Origin of the sequence: Mycobacterium sp. G7A2 (genome assembly GCF_041902445.1) — a bacterium.
GTDB lineage: Bacteria > Actinomycetota > Actinomycetes > Mycobacteriales > Mycobacteriaceae > Mycobacterium.
This window is the reverse complement of the sequence record NZ_CP169251.1, coordinates 1,524,448-1,540,016: the sequence shown is the minus strand read 5'-3', so window position 1 is coordinate 1,540,016 and position 15,569 is coordinate 1,524,448. Positions and strand designations below refer to the sequence as shown.

13 protein-coding genes are annotated in these 15,569 nt (G+C 63.8%); 5 read left to right on the top strand and 8 right to left on the bottom strand.

What is annotated here, in order from left to right:
• Positions 1-17 precede the first annotated feature (17 nt).
• The 3 genes from ACEWX3_RS07550 (at position 18) to ACEWX3_RS07540 (ending at position 7,159) form a co-directional block, all read left to right on the top strand.
• The gene (locus ACEWX3_RS07550; RefSeq protein ID WP_374159068.1) at positions 18-5,945 is read left to right on the top strand and encodes a hypothetical protein; all 5,928 of its coding nucleotides are present in this window, start codon (positions 18-20) and stop codon (positions 5,943-5,945) included.
• A gap of 18 nt (positions 5,946-5,963) precedes the next feature.
• On the top strand, positions 5,964-6,344 hold the full coding sequence (locus tag ACEWX3_RS07545) for a hypothetical protein (RefSeq protein ID WP_374159067.1): 381 nt from the start codon (positions 5,964-5,966) through the stop codon (positions 6,342-6,344).
• A gap of 233 nt (positions 6,345-6,577) precedes the next feature.
• Entirely contained in the window at positions 6,578-7,159 is a 582-nt protein-coding gene (locus tag ACEWX3_RS07540; protein ID WP_374159066.1) for a hypothetical protein, read from the top strand.
• A 212-nt stretch (positions 7,160-7,371) separates the two neighbouring features.
• On the opposite strand, the gene ACEWX3_RS07535 is transcribed toward ACEWX3_RS07540, so the two are convergent.
• The 5 genes from ACEWX3_RS07535 to ACEWX3_RS07515 all read right to left on the bottom strand — a co-directional run bounded on the left by ACEWX3_RS07535 (position 7,372) and on the right by ACEWX3_RS07515 (position 10,486).
• Entirely contained in the window at positions 7,372-7,764 is a 393-nt protein-coding gene (locus ACEWX3_RS07535) for a hypothetical protein (RefSeq protein ID WP_374159065.1), read from the bottom strand.
• Positions 7,761-8,684 (bottom strand): hypothetical protein, encoded by a 924-nt coding sequence (locus ACEWX3_RS07530; protein WP_374159064.1) that lies wholly within the window; start codon positions 8,682-8,684, stop codon positions 7,761-7,763. The genes ACEWX3_RS07535 and ACEWX3_RS07530 overlap by 4 nt, the downstream gene beginning before the upstream one ends.
• On the bottom strand, positions 8,684-9,049 hold the full coding sequence (locus tag ACEWX3_RS07525) for a WhiB family transcriptional regulator (RefSeq protein ID WP_374159063.1): 366 nt from the start codon (positions 9,047-9,049) through the stop codon (positions 8,684-8,686). Before ACEWX3_RS07525 ends, ACEWX3_RS07530 begins: the two co-directional genes overlap by 1 nt.
• Entirely contained in the window at positions 9,046-9,333 is a 288-nt protein-coding gene (locus ACEWX3_RS07520) for a hypothetical protein (RefSeq protein ID WP_374159062.1), read from the bottom strand. Before ACEWX3_RS07520 ends, ACEWX3_RS07525 begins: the two co-directional genes overlap by 4 nt.
• 238 nt (positions 9,334-9,571) lie before the next feature.
• Positions 9,572-10,486: a tyrosine-type recombinase/integrase gene (locus tag ACEWX3_RS07515; protein ID WP_374159061.1), complete on the bottom strand. Its 915-nt coding sequence runs from the start codon at positions 10,484-10,486 to the stop codon at positions 9,572-9,574.
• A 142-nt stretch (positions 10,487-10,628) separates the two neighbouring features.
• On the opposite strand from ACEWX3_RS07515, the gene ACEWX3_RS07510 reads away from it, so the two are divergent.
• Complete coding sequence (locus ACEWX3_RS07510) at positions 10,629-12,218, top strand: ATP-binding protein (RefSeq protein WP_221354931.1); 1,590 nt, start codon at positions 10,629-10,631, stop codon at positions 12,216-12,218.
• Positions 12,218-12,910 (top strand): response regulator, encoded by a 693-nt coding sequence (locus ACEWX3_RS07505; protein ID WP_207069268.1) that lies wholly within the window; start codon positions 12,218-12,220, stop codon positions 12,908-12,910. The genes ACEWX3_RS07510 and ACEWX3_RS07505 overlap by 1 nt, the downstream gene beginning before the upstream one ends.
• Before the next feature lie 39 nt (positions 12,911-12,949).
• Here the strand turns inward: ACEWX3_RS07505 and ACEWX3_RS07500 are convergent, their stop codons facing one another.
• The 3 genes from ACEWX3_RS07500 to ACEWX3_RS07490 form a co-directional block, all read right to left on the bottom strand.
• Positions 12,950-13,960: a hypothetical protein gene (locus ACEWX3_RS07500; RefSeq protein ID WP_374159060.1), complete on the bottom strand. Its 1,011-nt coding sequence runs from the start codon at positions 13,958-13,960 to the stop codon at positions 12,950-12,952.
• A gap of 522 nt (positions 13,961-14,482) precedes the next feature.
• Entirely contained in the window at positions 14,483-14,890 is a 408-nt protein-coding gene (locus ACEWX3_RS07495) for an STAS domain-containing protein (RefSeq protein WP_374159059.1), read from the bottom strand.
• Positions 14,891-15,066: 176 nt separating this feature from the next.
• Entirely contained in the window at positions 15,067-15,414 is a 348-nt protein-coding gene (locus ACEWX3_RS07490; protein ID WP_374159058.1) for an STAS domain-containing protein, read from the bottom strand.
• Positions 15,415-15,569 lie beyond the last annotated feature (155 nt).

Sequence of the window (15,569 nt, the reverse complement as noted above, 5' to 3'; positions counted from 1 at the left end):
CACGCTTTGACAGGCGAGTGCCGGTTGACGACCACAACCCACTCGCCAACCTGCTCGACTTCAACGACATCGACAGCACCGCTGCCATCGCAGGCGACTCCATCCGCCTGTTCATCAACGGACTGCTCGACGGCGTAGTTGACTTCATCAATGACTTGACGGGTATCAACCTGGAGTCGTGGGACGCCTTTATCGCCTCGCTGTTCGACGGCAAGGGTATCGACCTAGGCTGGATCGCCACCGCGGTCAGCGATGTGGTCGACGACCTCTCCGACCTGATCTCAGATCTACTCACAAACCCTGTCGAGGTCATCGGCAACCTGGTCTCGTCCATGATTCCCGGTCTGGACGCCAGCAAGATCACTTCGGGCTCGTTCCCGCAGACCATGATCAACGGCCTTCTTGAGGCGCTGGCAAATCTGTTGCCATGGAACATCTTTCGCGGTACGCAGCGCAGCGGCGCGAGTATGCTGTTCGACCCGTCTGTCGAGGACGACTCGCTCGATGCAGAGCGTGCGCTGGGGTTCAATGGGTCAAGCGGTGTGTTCAGCCACTCGACTGAGCAGGCGCACACCGGCACGCGGTCGGTCAAGCATGTCGCGGCGGGTACGGGTTTCCCCTTTATCCGCATGACCCCAGGTCAGACCAACAACAACGACTTCGACAACTTCTTCTCGGTCCAGGCTGGGCGGCGCTACTTCATCTCGCAGTGGGTCTACTCGCCCGTCTCCAACGCGGGCACTGGCAACACCGCCCTCTATCTTGAGTTCCGGCTGTCGACCGATCCCAACAACGTCCGCACCTGGGTCGCAGCATCGTCCAGCAACCCGACTAAGGGGCAATGGGTCCAGCAGTCGGGGTACGTCACAGTCCCCGCTGGCTACGACCGGATGGGTGGTTACTTCGCCTCGGTGCGACCGGAGAACACCGCAGGCGACGTGTTCTACTTCGATGACTTTGAGATGTATGAGGTCACCGAAAGCCAGAACATCGTTCAGAGGATCTTCGGTGGTGTTGGGTCACTGGCCAGCACGATCCTCACAGCTGTCATCCCCGGCCTGGATACCTCGAAAATCACCTCGGGCACCTTCGCGCAGTCAATGATCAGCGGCCTTTCGACTGCCCTCTCGAACATCTGGGATGACATCACCGAGGGAGCCCAGAACTTCGCCCAGCTGGTTTCCGACCTGCTGAACAACCCGGTCGAGGTCATCAGCAACCTTGTCTCGTCCATGATCCCCGGCCTCGACGCGAGCAAGATCACCTCGGGCACTTTTGCTCAGACCATGATTAGTGGTCTGATCGACGCTCTGGCCAGCTTGTTGCCGTGGAACATCTTTAAGACGCGCGAGCGCGCCGGGACCAATCTTGTACCCGACCCAAGCATGGAGGACCCCGCTTTCGACGCCAACCGCACCTTCTCCAACACGAGCGGTGAAGCGGTTATGTCGACCGAGCAGGCCCACAGTGGCACACGGTCAGTCAAAATGACTTACCAGGACAGCTATCCCACCTTCTACCACACTCCATTTGAGAGTCTTGGCGGCACGATCTCGACCCACATGGCAGTGCAGCCGGGGCAGAAGTTCTACTGCTCGGCATGGGTCTACGGACATCCGGGTAACACTGGCAACAACCTTATCTACATCACGTCGGCGCGCACGTCACAGTCGGCGACTGGCAGCCATGTGGCATGGCTGAATGTGTCGGGTAACGCCATAGCTGGGCAGTGGACGAAGATCGAGGGGTACATCACGGTCCCGGCTGGAGCCGACAGGCTGCAATTGGGCACCAGTTTGCGGATCGGGATGAACCCCGGCGATGTCATCTATGTTGACGATCTAGAGGTCCGCGAGGTCACCGAGTCGCAGAACATCGTTCAGCGGATCTTTGGTGGCGTGGGCTCGACCGTCACCAGTATCCTCTCCGCCGTCATCCCTGGTCTCGACGCCAGCAAGATCACGAGCGGCGTGTTCCCGCAGGCCATGGTCAACATCACTACTATCGCGGCGAATGTGATCGAGGGTGTGCTGGACATCGCGCGCATCCCGGGACTGGCCGCATCCAAGATCATTAGCGGGCTGTTCGGCCCTGAGCGCATCGGCATCAGGGACTACGAGAATCTACTGGGGTCGGGTGGATTCGAAGATGATGCCCACGGTTGGGGTCTTACTGCGACCGAGGAGATTGCCACTGACCAAACCCACACAGGGGCGCGCTCGCTGAAGTTCTTGCCTGGGTCTGTCGGCATTTCCTGGGCCGGGGGTGCATCCGAGGCGTCTGGCACGATTGATGTACGCGAAGGCGAGCAGCTCTACTGCGAAGCCTGGGTGCGCAAGACTGCCGATTTCGCCGCCGCTGATGCCCGCCTCCGTATGGGAGCCAAGCAAAACGAGGTCGATGGCGGCATCAACATGTCCAACATGTTCTTCCGTCCAGGTGACATCCCCACGGCAGATGAGTGGCACAAGGTCACCTATACCAGCCCCGCCTACCCGGCTGGCACCATTGGCATCAACCCTCGCATCTTCATCAGCAACATGACAGCCGGTGCTCTCTGGGTCGACGACATCGTTATCCGCCGCGTCAAGAAAGAGTCCTGGATCGACAACCTGCCTGGCGGCAAGATCATCTCGACGCTGCTGTCGTCAGTCATCCCAGGTCTCGACGCCAGCAAGATTATCTCGGGTTCGTTTAGCCAGGCCATCGTCTCCGGCCTTGACGGGATCGTTAAGTGGTTGCGGGCGGGCTTCACCTCTGGACCGACGAATCTGGCTGCTGACTCCAGCTTTGAGTCAGATCTCTGGGGTGGCGTCAGGTCCAGTGAGCAGGCCCACAGCGGTATCTACTCACTCAAGCTAGTCGGTGCGGACAGCTACGTCACGGCGACCCTGACCCGCGACGAGAGCTTCGGCATCACCAATATCTCAGTCATTCCGGGCGACAAATATTACATCGAGGGCTGGATTTACCCGCATGTCGACAACGTTCAGACGACTGGCTCTGTTCAGAACACGGTGTTGCGATTCGAAGACTCTAGGGGTGTCAACTCCGTCACGTACATATCGGCTGGCGCGGGTGTCAATGGTCTGACCAAGGGTCAGTGGAACAAGGTCTCCACCTACGCCACGGTTCCCGCTGGGTATGACCTGATGCGCGCCTACGTTCAGGTGCCCAATAACATCCAGGCTGGCGAGGTCTTCTACTTCGACGATATCGTGATTCGTGAGGTCACCGAGTCGCAGAACATCGTCCAGCGCATCTTTGGGGCAATTGGCTCGACCGCCAACGCGATCCTCTCGGCGGTCATCCCCGGCCTCGACACCTCCAAGATCACCAGCGGCACATTCGCCCAGTCGATGATCTCGGGCCTGACGACGGCACTGTCAAACCTGCTGCCGTGGAACTGGTTCGTACACGACCGACGCGCTGGCACCAACCTTGTCTTCAGTCCAGACTTTGAAGACACCACCGTGGCCCGCCAGAAGTATTCGACCGGAACTGTGCTTGCGTACTCGACGGAGCAGGCGCACAGCGGGACGCGGAGCTTGAAGATTACCGCGCAGGCAAGCAACTGGGATGGCATTTCCCTGACGGCCCTTCCAGCTGACGCCCCAGGCTACTCCCGCTACTTCAAGGTGCAGGCAGGTGAAAAGTATCGCGTCAGCGCCTGGGTTCGTGCTCATGCGGGTAATAACAATTCGTCTGGCGGCAACGTCCGCCTGTTCTTGCGTTGGTCGTCCTCAAGCGGTACGCCGAGCGGGTACCTGGACTCTGGTGCGGCGGCAGGTGCCGATCACCTGGTGAACAATGACGAGCTAGCCGCTGGCGGCTGGTTCCAGATTCACAACGTGGGCACATGTCCAACAGATCGAGACCAGCTTGAGGTGATGCTCCTCAATGACACGTCGACACCCGCTGGCAACATCTACTACTTTGACGACGTTGAGGTTCGCGAGGTCACCGAGAGCCAGAACATCATCGAGAAGATCTTCGGCGGCATTGGCACCACGCTAAGCAACATCGTGGCGGCGGTAATCCCAGGTCTCGACGCCAGCAAGATCACGTCTGGCATCTTCCCGCAGTCGATGGTCAACATCACCGATGTTGCGGCTAGCGTCATCAGTGGTGTTCTCGACGTCGCCCGCATCCCCGGGCTCGCCGCATCGAAGATCGTTAGCGGCCTACTTGGCACCGCCCGCATTCCCGGCCTGGACGCCAGCAAGATCACGTCTGGCGTGTTCTCGCAGTCGATGGTGAACATCACCGACGTTGCCGCCAGCGTGATCTCGGGCGTCCTTGACGTCGCCCGCATCCCCGGTCTGGCTGCCTCCAAGATCATCAGCGGCATCTTCGGCAGCAGCCTGATTCCCGGCTTGGATGCCTCCAAGATTACTGGAGGCACCTTCAGCCAGAGCATGGTCAACGGCCTGACCACGGCCCTGTCGGATGCGGCGACAAACCTCCAGAGCTTGATCAACCAGATATGGACCGGCGTTTCTCGCCAGACGCTCGATGACGACAAGGACCTCCCAGACCTGTTCGACGTATTGGGCAACATCCCCGCCATCAGCGTCGGTGGCATCGGCGGCATGGCGAGCATCGCCGACACCATCACCGAGACGTGGACTCAGCTATGGGGTGGCCTGGCGAGGGAGATCGGTGAGGGCAAGTCCATCGCGGACGCGGCCAACGCTGCGGCAGTTGTTGCCGACAATGCTGACACCGCTGTGCAATTGGGTGAGTGGAACAACGCCATCCTTGGCATTCGCAACAACAACGGCTGGGGATCGGGCATGGACCCGACGGCGGTCGCCATGTTCCCGCTACCGGGATCAACGACTAACAACCTGAGCCAGAACCCTCAAGACTGCTACGCGAAGCCTGCCGAGGTGCCCATTGCCTTCTGGCTCGCAGAGGAAGACGCGTTGATCGGGTCGGTCTGCTGGTACGGGAAGGGAACCAGCGGGATCACCGCGTTCTACGTGGATGTCTACCGGATGAACTACGACACACAGACCATGGAGTTCCTCCACTCGTCCCACGACCTATACCCGCAGCTAACTAACGACTGGAAGTGCATCCGCTACAACATGGCCAGCGCAGACCGCGTCCAAGTCGCACACGGCGACGTTTTGGCAATTGCCTTCCGTCCGCAGGGTTCTGGTACGGCCTACCATTCAATGGCCTGCCAATGGGCAGGTTGGCTCCCTGCGGACACTAGCCAGGCCCCAGCTCGTCCATCTGCTCGGCGTACTGCAACGGTTGGTGACTTGGCGTTCAACGCCATCGACTACGCCGGGCACATCCCCTGGGCCGCGCTGGGCATCGTGGAGGGCGACGTTCCTCCGCCGTACTACGCGCCACGTACCGTAGAGATCACCTCGCAGGGCACCGGGATTGACTACGACATCCCCACGTGGGCTAACTACCTGGATGTTGTGATAATCGGCGGCGGCGGCGGCGGCAAGGGCGGCAATGGCGGTACGACGCAACCCGGCTACGGCGGCGAGGCTGGTACCTGGCAGACCGAGACCTTGGTGCGCGGCGTCGATTTCCCGGTTGGCGCGACGCAGATCATCTTCGATGTCGGGCCTGGTGGAGCGGGCGGGGCCAAGGAGCAGAACGGTTCTGCGGGAACGGCAACAGTGCGACGCGCCATCACGGGTGGCAAGGCAGCACTCTCCGCAGCCGGAGGCGCTGGCGCTACTCAGTACGGCTGGGGCAGCGACCCCATGCGGCAGGGTCGCTCCCCTGGAAATATGACCTACCAGGGCAGGAACTACGTGGGTGGCCTGGGCGGCAACGGCGGCGCGCCTGGCGAGGATGGATCGGCTCCGGGTGCCGGTGGCGGCGGCGGCAACGGCGGCATCTACACCATCGCCTATGCCGGTGGTGACGGTGCTCGTGGCCGCGCCTGGATCACGGCGAGGCAGAGCGCCTGACCGTTGTCCAGGTCGTAAGTGCTCGCCCTCCTGATGCTTGCAGTCGAGGTGCCAGCAGAGGGCGAGTCGCCAACTCACTGGGAAAACGTTGCACTCATCTGCGGCATCGTCGTGGCTCTGATGACGGCGATAGTCGCGCTGTACCGGGCTCGGCCTCAACGGGCATTAGACCAGGCGACCAAAGAGAAGATCGACGAGGAGGTCAAGCGCCTCCAATCCGCGCATGACCACCGGCGCACCATCCGCCTCCTGCGCCTTGAGCGCTATATCGACCGAGACATCCAATACCACCGCGAGATTGCCGAACTACTTGAAGTTGCCCAGGAGGAGGGGTTGCTTCCTCAGCACGTTCGGATTCCGAGCCCACCCGAACTGCCGCCATACGACGAGGACGACTAGAGACTCCCGTCCCGGTGCTGTTGAGCGACTGCCGCAATGGGCGGCGGCGGGACTCCGGCACCGGGACGGGCCACCAAAAAAGGCGTCCCCCGAGCGAATCTCGGGGGACGCCACCATGCCAGCCAAGTCCCAACCAGCCCTGCCAATCCGGACCTTAACTTGCCGCGACACGCCTGCCGCAACCTGCAATTGCTAACTTACCGCAGTTCATTACCCCATGTAGGAGAGTAATAATGCCCACCCTGACCTACTTCACAGCTAAGTTGAGGTATCAGGCCATCGTTGCTGATGAAGACTCAGACAGTGATGCCGACCCTGACACCAAAGGCTTCTTCGCGACCGTCATAGTCACCCCCTTCATCAAGGACGGTGACGGAACTGACGCTTCCGAGGTCCAGGCGGGCACGCTGAGTCCCGTCACCATGCTGGCGCTGGCACCCGTTAAGGCACGGCTAGACAACGGAATCCTCATGCTGCGAGTGGACCCGGACCGCGACGTGGACAACTACGCCAGCGCAAGCGCATTTCCCGCAACCGGCGTAGCAGACCAGCTGTACCGCGCCACGGATACCGGCCTCGTCTACGAATGGGATGGCGACTCCTACGAGCAGGTGGAGGACTACACCCCGGTGCGCCTCGTAGCGCAGACCGATGCTCTCGGCCTGCCTAATGGCGCAACGCTTAACTACCGCCTCAGCTTCGAGAACGTCGTCTACAACCAGCAGAACCAAGAGCTGGCCAGCTTCGCCTTCCAAGCACCCACTAGCGACGTGAAGCTCGACCTCGCTACGGTCCCGCGTGTCCAGGACGCGTGATGACCGCCTGACAGACGGCTAGCTGTCGACCATCCGTTTGAGGCAAGGAATCCGGCGCTCGCGGACCTTGGCATCCACACCAGGCCGCAACAGAGACACCCCGATCATGCAGCGCTCCCCCACTTGGGCACCGCAGTTGCGACACGGCTTGCCCAGTACGCGATCCCACACGCTGGCCGGAGGTGGACCCGTGACCCACTCCTCGCGGTCGCTCATGACGCTTCGGCTTCGCGGCCAAGTCGGTTCAGCAGGCGGTGGGAGGTGCCGTCACGCTCATTTATCGGCGCGCTGGTGAAATCACCAGGGACCAGCTGGCGGCCAAGTCGACCCTCTAGGCAACCAATACACAGGCAGCCGTGAGCCGGACCGTACTTGTTCCACAGGTCATCCTTGACGGAGTAGTACTCACCGATCTCCAACGTGTCGACGCCGCACCATATGCACTCGAAGCTTCCCAACCAGTCGAGCGCCTCGGCGCAGGCGTGGGACAGCTGGAGCTTGGTCACGGGGTCGTCCACCTCGGGGTCCCAACCCCAAGCGTGCTCCTCCAACGCCATCATGAGCAGCTGCAGGAACTCGTCGAGCTTGTAGCGGCGCGTGCTCATGACGCCTCCTGCGCAGCCTCGTCCTGCCACCGCAGTTGTCTGGCTTGGGACAAGCTGAACACACGCGGGTCCCTGTGCCGAATCTTGCGCTCCACAATCTGGCCTGCGTGAATCCAGCCCCGTGGTTGAAGACGGCCCTGGCGCAGCCACTTGTACAGGCGGTCGCGACTCACCGGCTCCTGCAACGTTTCCAACATCTCCAGCAGCATCCCCTCGGGCATGAGGTCGCGCGCCGTCTTAGCCGCCGCGCGGTTGCGCTCCACGTTGACGACCTGTTGGCAGCGCGGGCACTCCACCTCCTCCTGGTCGATGAGCGCGAATAGCGAAGTGGCGCACTCCACCGGAGCGCCGTGGCGGTCGTACCCCTTCACCGTGGGGCACGGCCCCGCGAAGGTCCGGTCCTTGCGGTCCAAGACCAGCGCGATGCGGCCACGGTGGGTATTGGGGCGGTCCGGGTCACCAACCCAACTCACCACCGCGTCATAGAACTGGCCAGCATCCTTGCGGACGGCCAAAGCGTTGAGGTGGTGGGTAAGCCATACGCACCGCTGAGCGGAGGAGGCGCTGTACCCCCTGGGGAGGCGTCGCCACCCGCGCAGCAGTGGCCCGATGAACCCTGTGGGTACGGACTGCGACGGCAGGAACTTAAGGCCCTGCTCTTTAGTCATCCGGTCGACCAAACTGGCCAGCTCATCGTCGATGTCACGGCGCAAGGACATCGCACCCACGTTGATCGCGTTGAGCGTCGAACCGTCCGACTTACCCACCGCGCCAACAGTCAGCCGGTCCTGACGACTGCGCGTCACATCCAACTCATTCAGCAAGTCCGGCAGCTCCTCCAGCATGTTGGCCAGCAGGCCACAGCACACTGAACACAGATACCGCTCCGACTTCGCCTTGCAATGCAGACAGCTAGCCATCACGCCTCCCCGGTCACTCGTCGCAGGAACTCTGCGTCGCGGCGCTCTTTGGCTAGTCGACGCCGCTGGCTCTGATTCATGCCGCCGAAGATTCCGTCCTTGAGGTCAGCGGCCAGCGCGTACTCCAGGCACTCGACCCGAACCTCGCAGTCCAGGCAGACCAGCAGGGCCTCAGCTGAACTCACTCGTCCCGGACCGATGTCGTCGGCGTGAAAGAAGATCGCCGGATCAACGCCGGTACCCGGACGGCAGGCGGCGCGATCCTTCCACCTCTCGTCGTGGGGTCCGTTCGCGATCCACTTCGCTATGACCTGCTCGATACGTAGACCCGCGCTCACGTTGCCTTTGGAACCCGCCACCCTCATGCCTTCTTCCGGCGGGCGGCTGCGCTCTTGTACGCCAGGCGCGCGAAGTACAGTTTGCGCGCGCTCTCGGCCTGCGCCAGTTGGTCCTTGGTCAGGTTGTCCACATCGAAGCCGAGCCGCTTGGCGTGCCACAAGACCTCGGCAGGCGATGCCTCACGAGGCGTCTGCATACGCCGCGTGCGGTCTGTCGTATTGGCCCAGCCGGTTAGGCCGCCGATGCTGGCAATGGCGCGCCGCTGTTGCGCTGAGAGGCCACGATGATCGACCTCATTGGTGGAATCCAACGTCGTTCTCCGGTGATGGTGAGAACCGCAGGAAGGCAGCAATTATCTGAATCGCTACCCGCCGTAATGCGGTCACCATCCCGGCGTAATGCCACTAGGGGGCCGGGGCGGTCTTGGCCGTGGGGGCTAGAAGCCCGAACGTGGCTAGGGTCCTCGCGCTGTACTTGCCACAGTACACCGCTCACGCCAGCGCGCTACGCGGGTTTCGTGCTGTGTCGCAACACTATTGCGTCGCGCGCTACAGATCCCCCAACCCCAAGGTGCGCGCCTCAGCTACTGCGCGCTCGCTGGCCGTCGCAGCCACATAGCGGTGCAGCATCTGTGGACTCTGCCACCCCATCACCGCCATAGCGCCGCCCTCCGAGCCGCCGCGTGACAGCCACCGCGTCGCCGCCGTGTGCCGCAGCCGGTGTAGCCGGAAGTTCTTGATCCCCGCCGCCTCAGCGCGGTCCATAATGGCGTCCCGCAGGCCGTGGTACGCGATGGTCCCCCGGTTGTTGTCCCCCAGCAGGAACGTCGGCGTGTGACCCAGCTTGTGCTTGCGCCGCATTCTCAAGTAGCGGTCGACCGCCTCACCCGTCTGCGGGCTGAACGGCGCGTACCTCCCCCGGCCAGTCTTCGTCTTGTGGATCATCACCAAGCCGCGTCCGGGGTCGAGGTCCTCCACCGTCAAACCCAGTACCTCACCAGCGCGCATCCCCGTCTCCACCAGGAGTCGCACAACCATCTCGTCCCGCCGGTCCCTGAATTCTTTACCGCTGCACGCCCTGAGCAGTAGCCGCAGCTCGTCATCGGTCAGCGCGTCGACCATCTTCACGTCTACCTTGGGTGCCTTCACCCCTAGCAGCGGGTTATCGTCCAGCTCACCCTCCTCGATCAGCCAGCGGGTGAACTGCTTGAGCGCCGAGAGGCGAAGCGTGGCGGTAGACGGAGCGACCCCACCCTCCATGATGTCCGCAACGAAACGTTGAACCAACTGTCGGTCAATCACGGGGGTGTGGCCATTGGCCTCACACCAACGGACGAACAGGCGCACGGCGATCTCGTACTGCTCAATTGTCGCCTTGCTCTTGCGCTGTGCGCGTAGCGTCAGGACCCAGCTCGGGGTCAGTTCGGCTAGGTCAGGTGTAGGAGGCGGGGATTTTGCTGACATGCCATTACGTTAGGTTGGCAGTAGCGTACTTGCCAGCTTCACGCCGAAATGCCGGTATAGTCCCAGGTGAGAGCGCAACACGACCTGATCAGCCAGGTAACTAAATAGTTCATTTCGTTCACGGTGGAAGGCGGTGCGGACGATGGCACCGACACCGCTCACCTCGGGCCGCCGCGGGTGGCCACGGTCGTTGGCGGGACAGGCGATCGCGCTGCAGGTCGTGGTGATCGCGCTGATCGTGGTGGCCGGCAGCGCGCTGGCGCTGATCGACGCCCGCGGCGACGGTGACGCCGCTGCGCGTCAGCAGGTGCTCGGCATCGCCACCGCGCTGGCCGACGCGCCGTCGACGGCCGAAGCGATCGAGTCCGGCCGCGCCACCGAGGTGCTCCAACCGGTGACCGAAGCGGTCCGCACCCACACCGACATCGCCTTCATCACGATCATGGCGCCCGACCGCACCCGTTTCACCCACACCGATCCCGACCAGATCGGTGGTGACTACATCGGGACCATCGCGCCGGCTCTGCGCGGTGAGACGTTCACCGAGGTCTACACCGGCACGTTGGGGCCGTCGATCCGCGCGGTCGCCCCGGTACGAAATGCGGCCGGCGACATCGTCGGCCTGGTCTCGGCGGGAATCCTGCAGCAGAGCCTGGCCGACCGCTGGCGGGCACAGTGGCCCGGCATCGCCGCCGTTGTCCTTGGCGCCGTTGCGGTTTCGGCCATCGGCCTGTGGGCGATCCGGCGTCGACTGCTCCGGCAGACCCACGGATTGCGTCCCGATGAGCTGCGCGTGATGTACGAACACCACGACGCGATCCTGCACTCGGTGTCCGAGGGGCTGATCGTGCTCGACGCAGACGGGGTGGCCTTGGTCAACGACGAGGCCCGGCGCCTGCTGGCGCTCCCGTCGGGAGCCGTGCGACGGGAGGACCTGCCCGAGTTCCTGCGATCGTTCAACCCGGGTGCCCGCGATGAGATCCACGTGACCGACGAGCGCGTGCTGGTGGTGAACCGGTCCCCTGTGCGGCTGCCCCGCCACCCGGAGTCGAGTCACGCCGAAGTGGTGACGATTCGCGACCGCACCGAATTGCAGGGAGCGCTGGGCGAACTCAACTCGTTGAAGGTGTTGACCGACTCGCTGCGATCGCAGGCACACGAGGCGGCCAACAAGCTGCACACCGTCGTGACGATGGTCGAGATGGGACGCCCGGATGAGGCCGTCACCTTCGCCACCGACGAGTTGGAACTGTCCCAGCGTCTCGTCGACCGACTCTCCGAGGCAGTGAGTGAGCCGGCGTTGGTTGCGTTGTTGCTCGGCAAGGCGGCTCAGGCGGATGAGCGGGGCATCGAGTTCACCGTCACCGAGGACACGCAGCTTCCGGCCGAGGCCGACGAACTGCTGCTGACGGGACAGGAGATGGTCACGGTGTTGGGCAACCTGATCGACAACGCCATGGATGCCTGCGACCGGGCCGAGCCGTGGGTGGAGGTGACCGTCCACCAGGATGCACACCGACTGCTGATCAGGGTGGCTGACAGCGGAGAAGGTATGGATGTCAACACCTTTGCCCAGGCGATGACGCGCGGCTACTCGACGAAGGTGGGTGAGGACGCTGACCGGCACGGGCTCGGTCTGGCGCTGGTGGCCCAGGTGGTCAACCGTCACGGCGGAACGCTGAGCGCCGACGTGACGTACGGCTCGGTGGTGACAGTGACGGTGCCCCGCTGATGATCTCGGTGCTGATCGTCGAGGACGAGGAGTTGATCGCGGAAGCGCACCGGTCCTACCTGGGCCGCCTGGAAGGCTTTTCGGTGCACGCGGTGGCGCACACGGCGCGTGACGCGATGCGCGCAGCCAGCGAGGCCGCCGCGGACGCGCGCGCCATCGACCTGGTGCTGCTCGACCTCGGACTTCCCGATGCAAGCGGAATCGCGCTGGCTTCAGCGTTATCCGGTCTGCGGCCGGCGCCGGACATCATCGCGATCACTTCGGAGCGCGACCTCGAGATGGTGCGAGCGGCGGTGGGGCACGGGGCGCTGGCCTACCTGCTCAAGCCGTTCACATTCGCCGCTTTCCGGGATCGCCTCGAGCGGTATCAGCGCTACCGGGAGGCGCTGCCGGCGGGCACCGACGCGGCCAGCCAGGCCGAAGTCGACCGTGCGCTGGCCGAATTACGCGTGAGCTCGGACCGGTCGACCGCGCCGAGATCGGGTGCGGCGTCGACGAACGACGACATCGCGCGCGCTGTCCGCGACAGCGGCGACGGCGGGATCACTGCCGACGAAGTGGCCAAACGTGTCGGGGTGTCGCGCGTGACGGCGTGGCGCTACCTCGAGCGCCTCGCCGACGAGGGAACGATGTCGCGCGCTACCGACTACGGGAGAGCCGGCCGTCCGAAAACCCGATACCAGTGGCGCTGACCGCACGCGAACATTGCGCGAGGTCCCAGGCGGGACGGGTCAGGCTGGGGCGGGCTGGAGTTCGCGGGCACGCGGGGCGCGCACGATGATCGGGTCGGTCGCCACGAACTGCGTGTACAGCTCCTCGATGGTCGAGGACACCGCGAAGACGCTCACCCCGCCGGCGTAATCAGCCGCATAGAGCCGAGAACCGTCGGCCGCCAACGCCACGCAGGACGGCCGCCCGGCGAGCGTCAACGACTCGACGATCTCGAGGCGCAGCGTGCACAGGACCGTCACGCGGTCGTAGTCGACGATGTAGGCGCGCGCCAGGTCGGGGCTCATGGCCAGCTGAGTGGGGGCTCCGCCCAGCGTCACCGTGTCGGTGACGGTGTAGGTGGACAGGTCGATGACCTGCACGGCACCTCCCACCGCGCGGTCAGAGGTCAACACGTAGACCGCGCTGCCGACGTGGGCGATGTCGCGGATCGGCGAACCGACCGGCACGACCCGGCGCACCCGTGCCGTCTCGGCGTCGACGATGATCAGCTGGCTGCCACGCTCGTCGGTGACGGCGGCGACCAACCGCTTGCCGGTGGGATCGACACGCAGCGCGTCGATGCCGGCGCCCGGACCGCTGCCGAGCTCGATGGTGCTGACACGCTCGGCGCCGGTGTCGATCACCGCGACCGCGACACGTCCTTCGTCGTCCTGGCCGGCGTACACACGCTGGCCGTCCGGGCCGACGGCGAGTGCGGTTGCCGGGCCGGCGAGTGGGAACGTGGCCGTGACGGTGCCGGTGGAGAGGTCGATCACCGACAACCGGTCCTCGTCCTCCGACGTCGTCGCCACGAACGCCTGGGCTTCGGATGCGACCGCGGCGACCGGTTCCCCGGCCACCAGGTGCGTGGCGAAGGACAGCGTCGCCGGATCGAGGATCGACACGGTGTCGTCACCGGGGTTGGTCACCAGAGCCCCGGCACTTCCCACGGCGAGATCGCCGATGGGGCCGCGGCCGATTGTGAGCTCACGCTCCCGAACGGCGGGATTCTGCCCAGCAGCCCCCAGCACCGCGCCAGTCACACCTGACGCAGATCTGCCATCGAGCACCATATGTCCCTTGGGCATCAAAATGTTTGCCATGTGTCGTGGTACCTCCACCGGCTGACCCAACGCCGGCCCTAGATTCCCTGTCGTTACGCCCGGATCGGGCGCGACCTGCACCGAGTGTAGCCACCGAAACCGACACTCCAATCGGGCGAATTCGCGGTCCGGCCCCGAAATCGCCACCCTTCTCAGGCCACGCTTAGAAATTTCTTCGTTATCGGCTCGTTATATTTCGCTAGCAATGGCGAAACACGACGTGAACAGCGCGGGAAGAATAGCGCGCTTCGCCTCTGATGGGCCGGTCTGTCAAACGTCGGATCACAGATTCTTAGCTTTCGCGCAAAAACTGAGCGCCAAATCACAAGGCGACATGCCGCAGTCGTCAGCGCCGGACGCTCCACCTGACGCCGACGCGTCACGGCGCCCGCCCCGGGGTACGCACGAGTTCGTCCCCCGATTAGCTGACATCCACGCGGGAGGACGGACCTAGGCGATCTCCGCCCCTCGTAGCGACGCGATGTGCGCCGAGGGAATCAGCCCCTCTGGATCACACAGCCCGAGCACGCGGGCGACCGCCGGGCTGGCCACGACGCACCATTCGACTCCGCCGCGGAGCAGATGCGCGTTGATGGCGTGCAGAGCCGACATCCCGTCGACGGCCATGAAACCCACCTCGGTGAGGTCGAGAACCAGGCCGGAGCAGCCGCAGGCGGCGCCACGAACCGTCGCGGCGAATTCTGCGGCGTTGACCGTGTCGATCTCGCCCGACACCGACACCGTGGTGTGCGAGGTGCGACCCCGCCCTCGGGTGCGGGAACCGACCTGCAGCGCCGTCGAACCGACCGAGAACTGGCGCCGGTCGGCGGTCCTGCTGCGGATGGAGGTGACTGTCATCGCCGTCCCACCACGCCTCAACCGCGCCAGGCTGTTCGGCGCTCCATGACGCGCACGCCCACTGTGTCTCGATCGAACTTCACGTTGTCCACGTCGGCGCTCCGCTCCACACCGTCAATCAGCCGAAGCGGACGTTCCCCGACGAAACGAAACTCAAACCTGCCACAGTCGGCGAATTATTCGGAGAAGCTCGTCAGGGCGACATCCAGCGACGAGAACACTTCGATGTAGTCGGCGATCCCGGTGATCTTGAGCGGTCGGCTGGTCGCCGGGCCATCGGCGACGACCGCGAATCGGGTGTTCTCGCCGAGGCGGTTGTGGGTCACCATCAGGACCTGCATCCCGGCAGAGGCGAGGAATTCGACATCGGTCATGTCGACGATCAGTCCTGCGGGCTTCCTCGCGGCGACGGTGTCGATGACGTCCTGGAGCTGCGGTGCGGTCAACATGTCCACGGCACCGGTCGCGGTGACGACGACGGTGGAGTCGGTGTCGCCGACTTGGCGTTGGCTGAATTGCTGCACGTGGCAAGCCTCATCTCTGGGTGTGCATCCGGAGGGGCAGGCTCCGGACGTGACGAGTGATCAAGACGATCTAGTGAGGCTTGACGTCTAAACCTGGCACCCAACCGCCTCCAGGTTATCGGAGACGCCGATCACGCGTGAGCGCTCGGCGGACG

Coding starts and splice junctions, on each gene's coding strand:
- ACEWX3_RS07540 (WP_374159066.1), top strand. CDS start 6,578: ATGCCCACCCTGACCTACTTCACAGCTAAGTTGAGGTATCAGGCCATC.
- ACEWX3_RS07535 (WP_374159065.1), bottom strand. CDS start 7,764: ATGAGCACGCGCCGCTACAAGCTCGACGAGTTCCTGCAGCTGCTCATG.
- ACEWX3_RS07530 (WP_374159064.1), bottom strand. CDS start 8,684: ATGGCTAGCTGTCTGCATTGCAAGGCGAAGTCGGAGCGGTATCTGTGT.
- ACEWX3_RS07525 (WP_374159063.1), bottom strand. CDS start 9,049: ATGAGGGTGGCGGGTTCCAAAGGCAACGTGAGCGCGGGTCTACGTATC.
- ACEWX3_RS07515 (WP_374159061.1), bottom strand. CDS start 10,486: ATGTCAGCAAAATCCCCGCCTCCTACACCTGACCTAGCCGAACTGACC.
- ACEWX3_RS07510 (WP_221354931.1), top strand. CDS start 10,629: ATGGCACCGACACCGCTCACCTCGGGCCGCCGCGGGTGGCCACGGTCG.
- ACEWX3_RS07505 (WP_207069268.1), top strand. CDS start 12,218: ATGATCTCGGTGCTGATCGTCGAGGACGAGGAGTTGATCGCGGAAGCG.
- ACEWX3_RS07495 (WP_374159059.1), bottom strand. CDS start 14,890: ATGACAGTCACCTCCATCCGCAGCAGGACCGCCGACCGGCGCCAGTTC.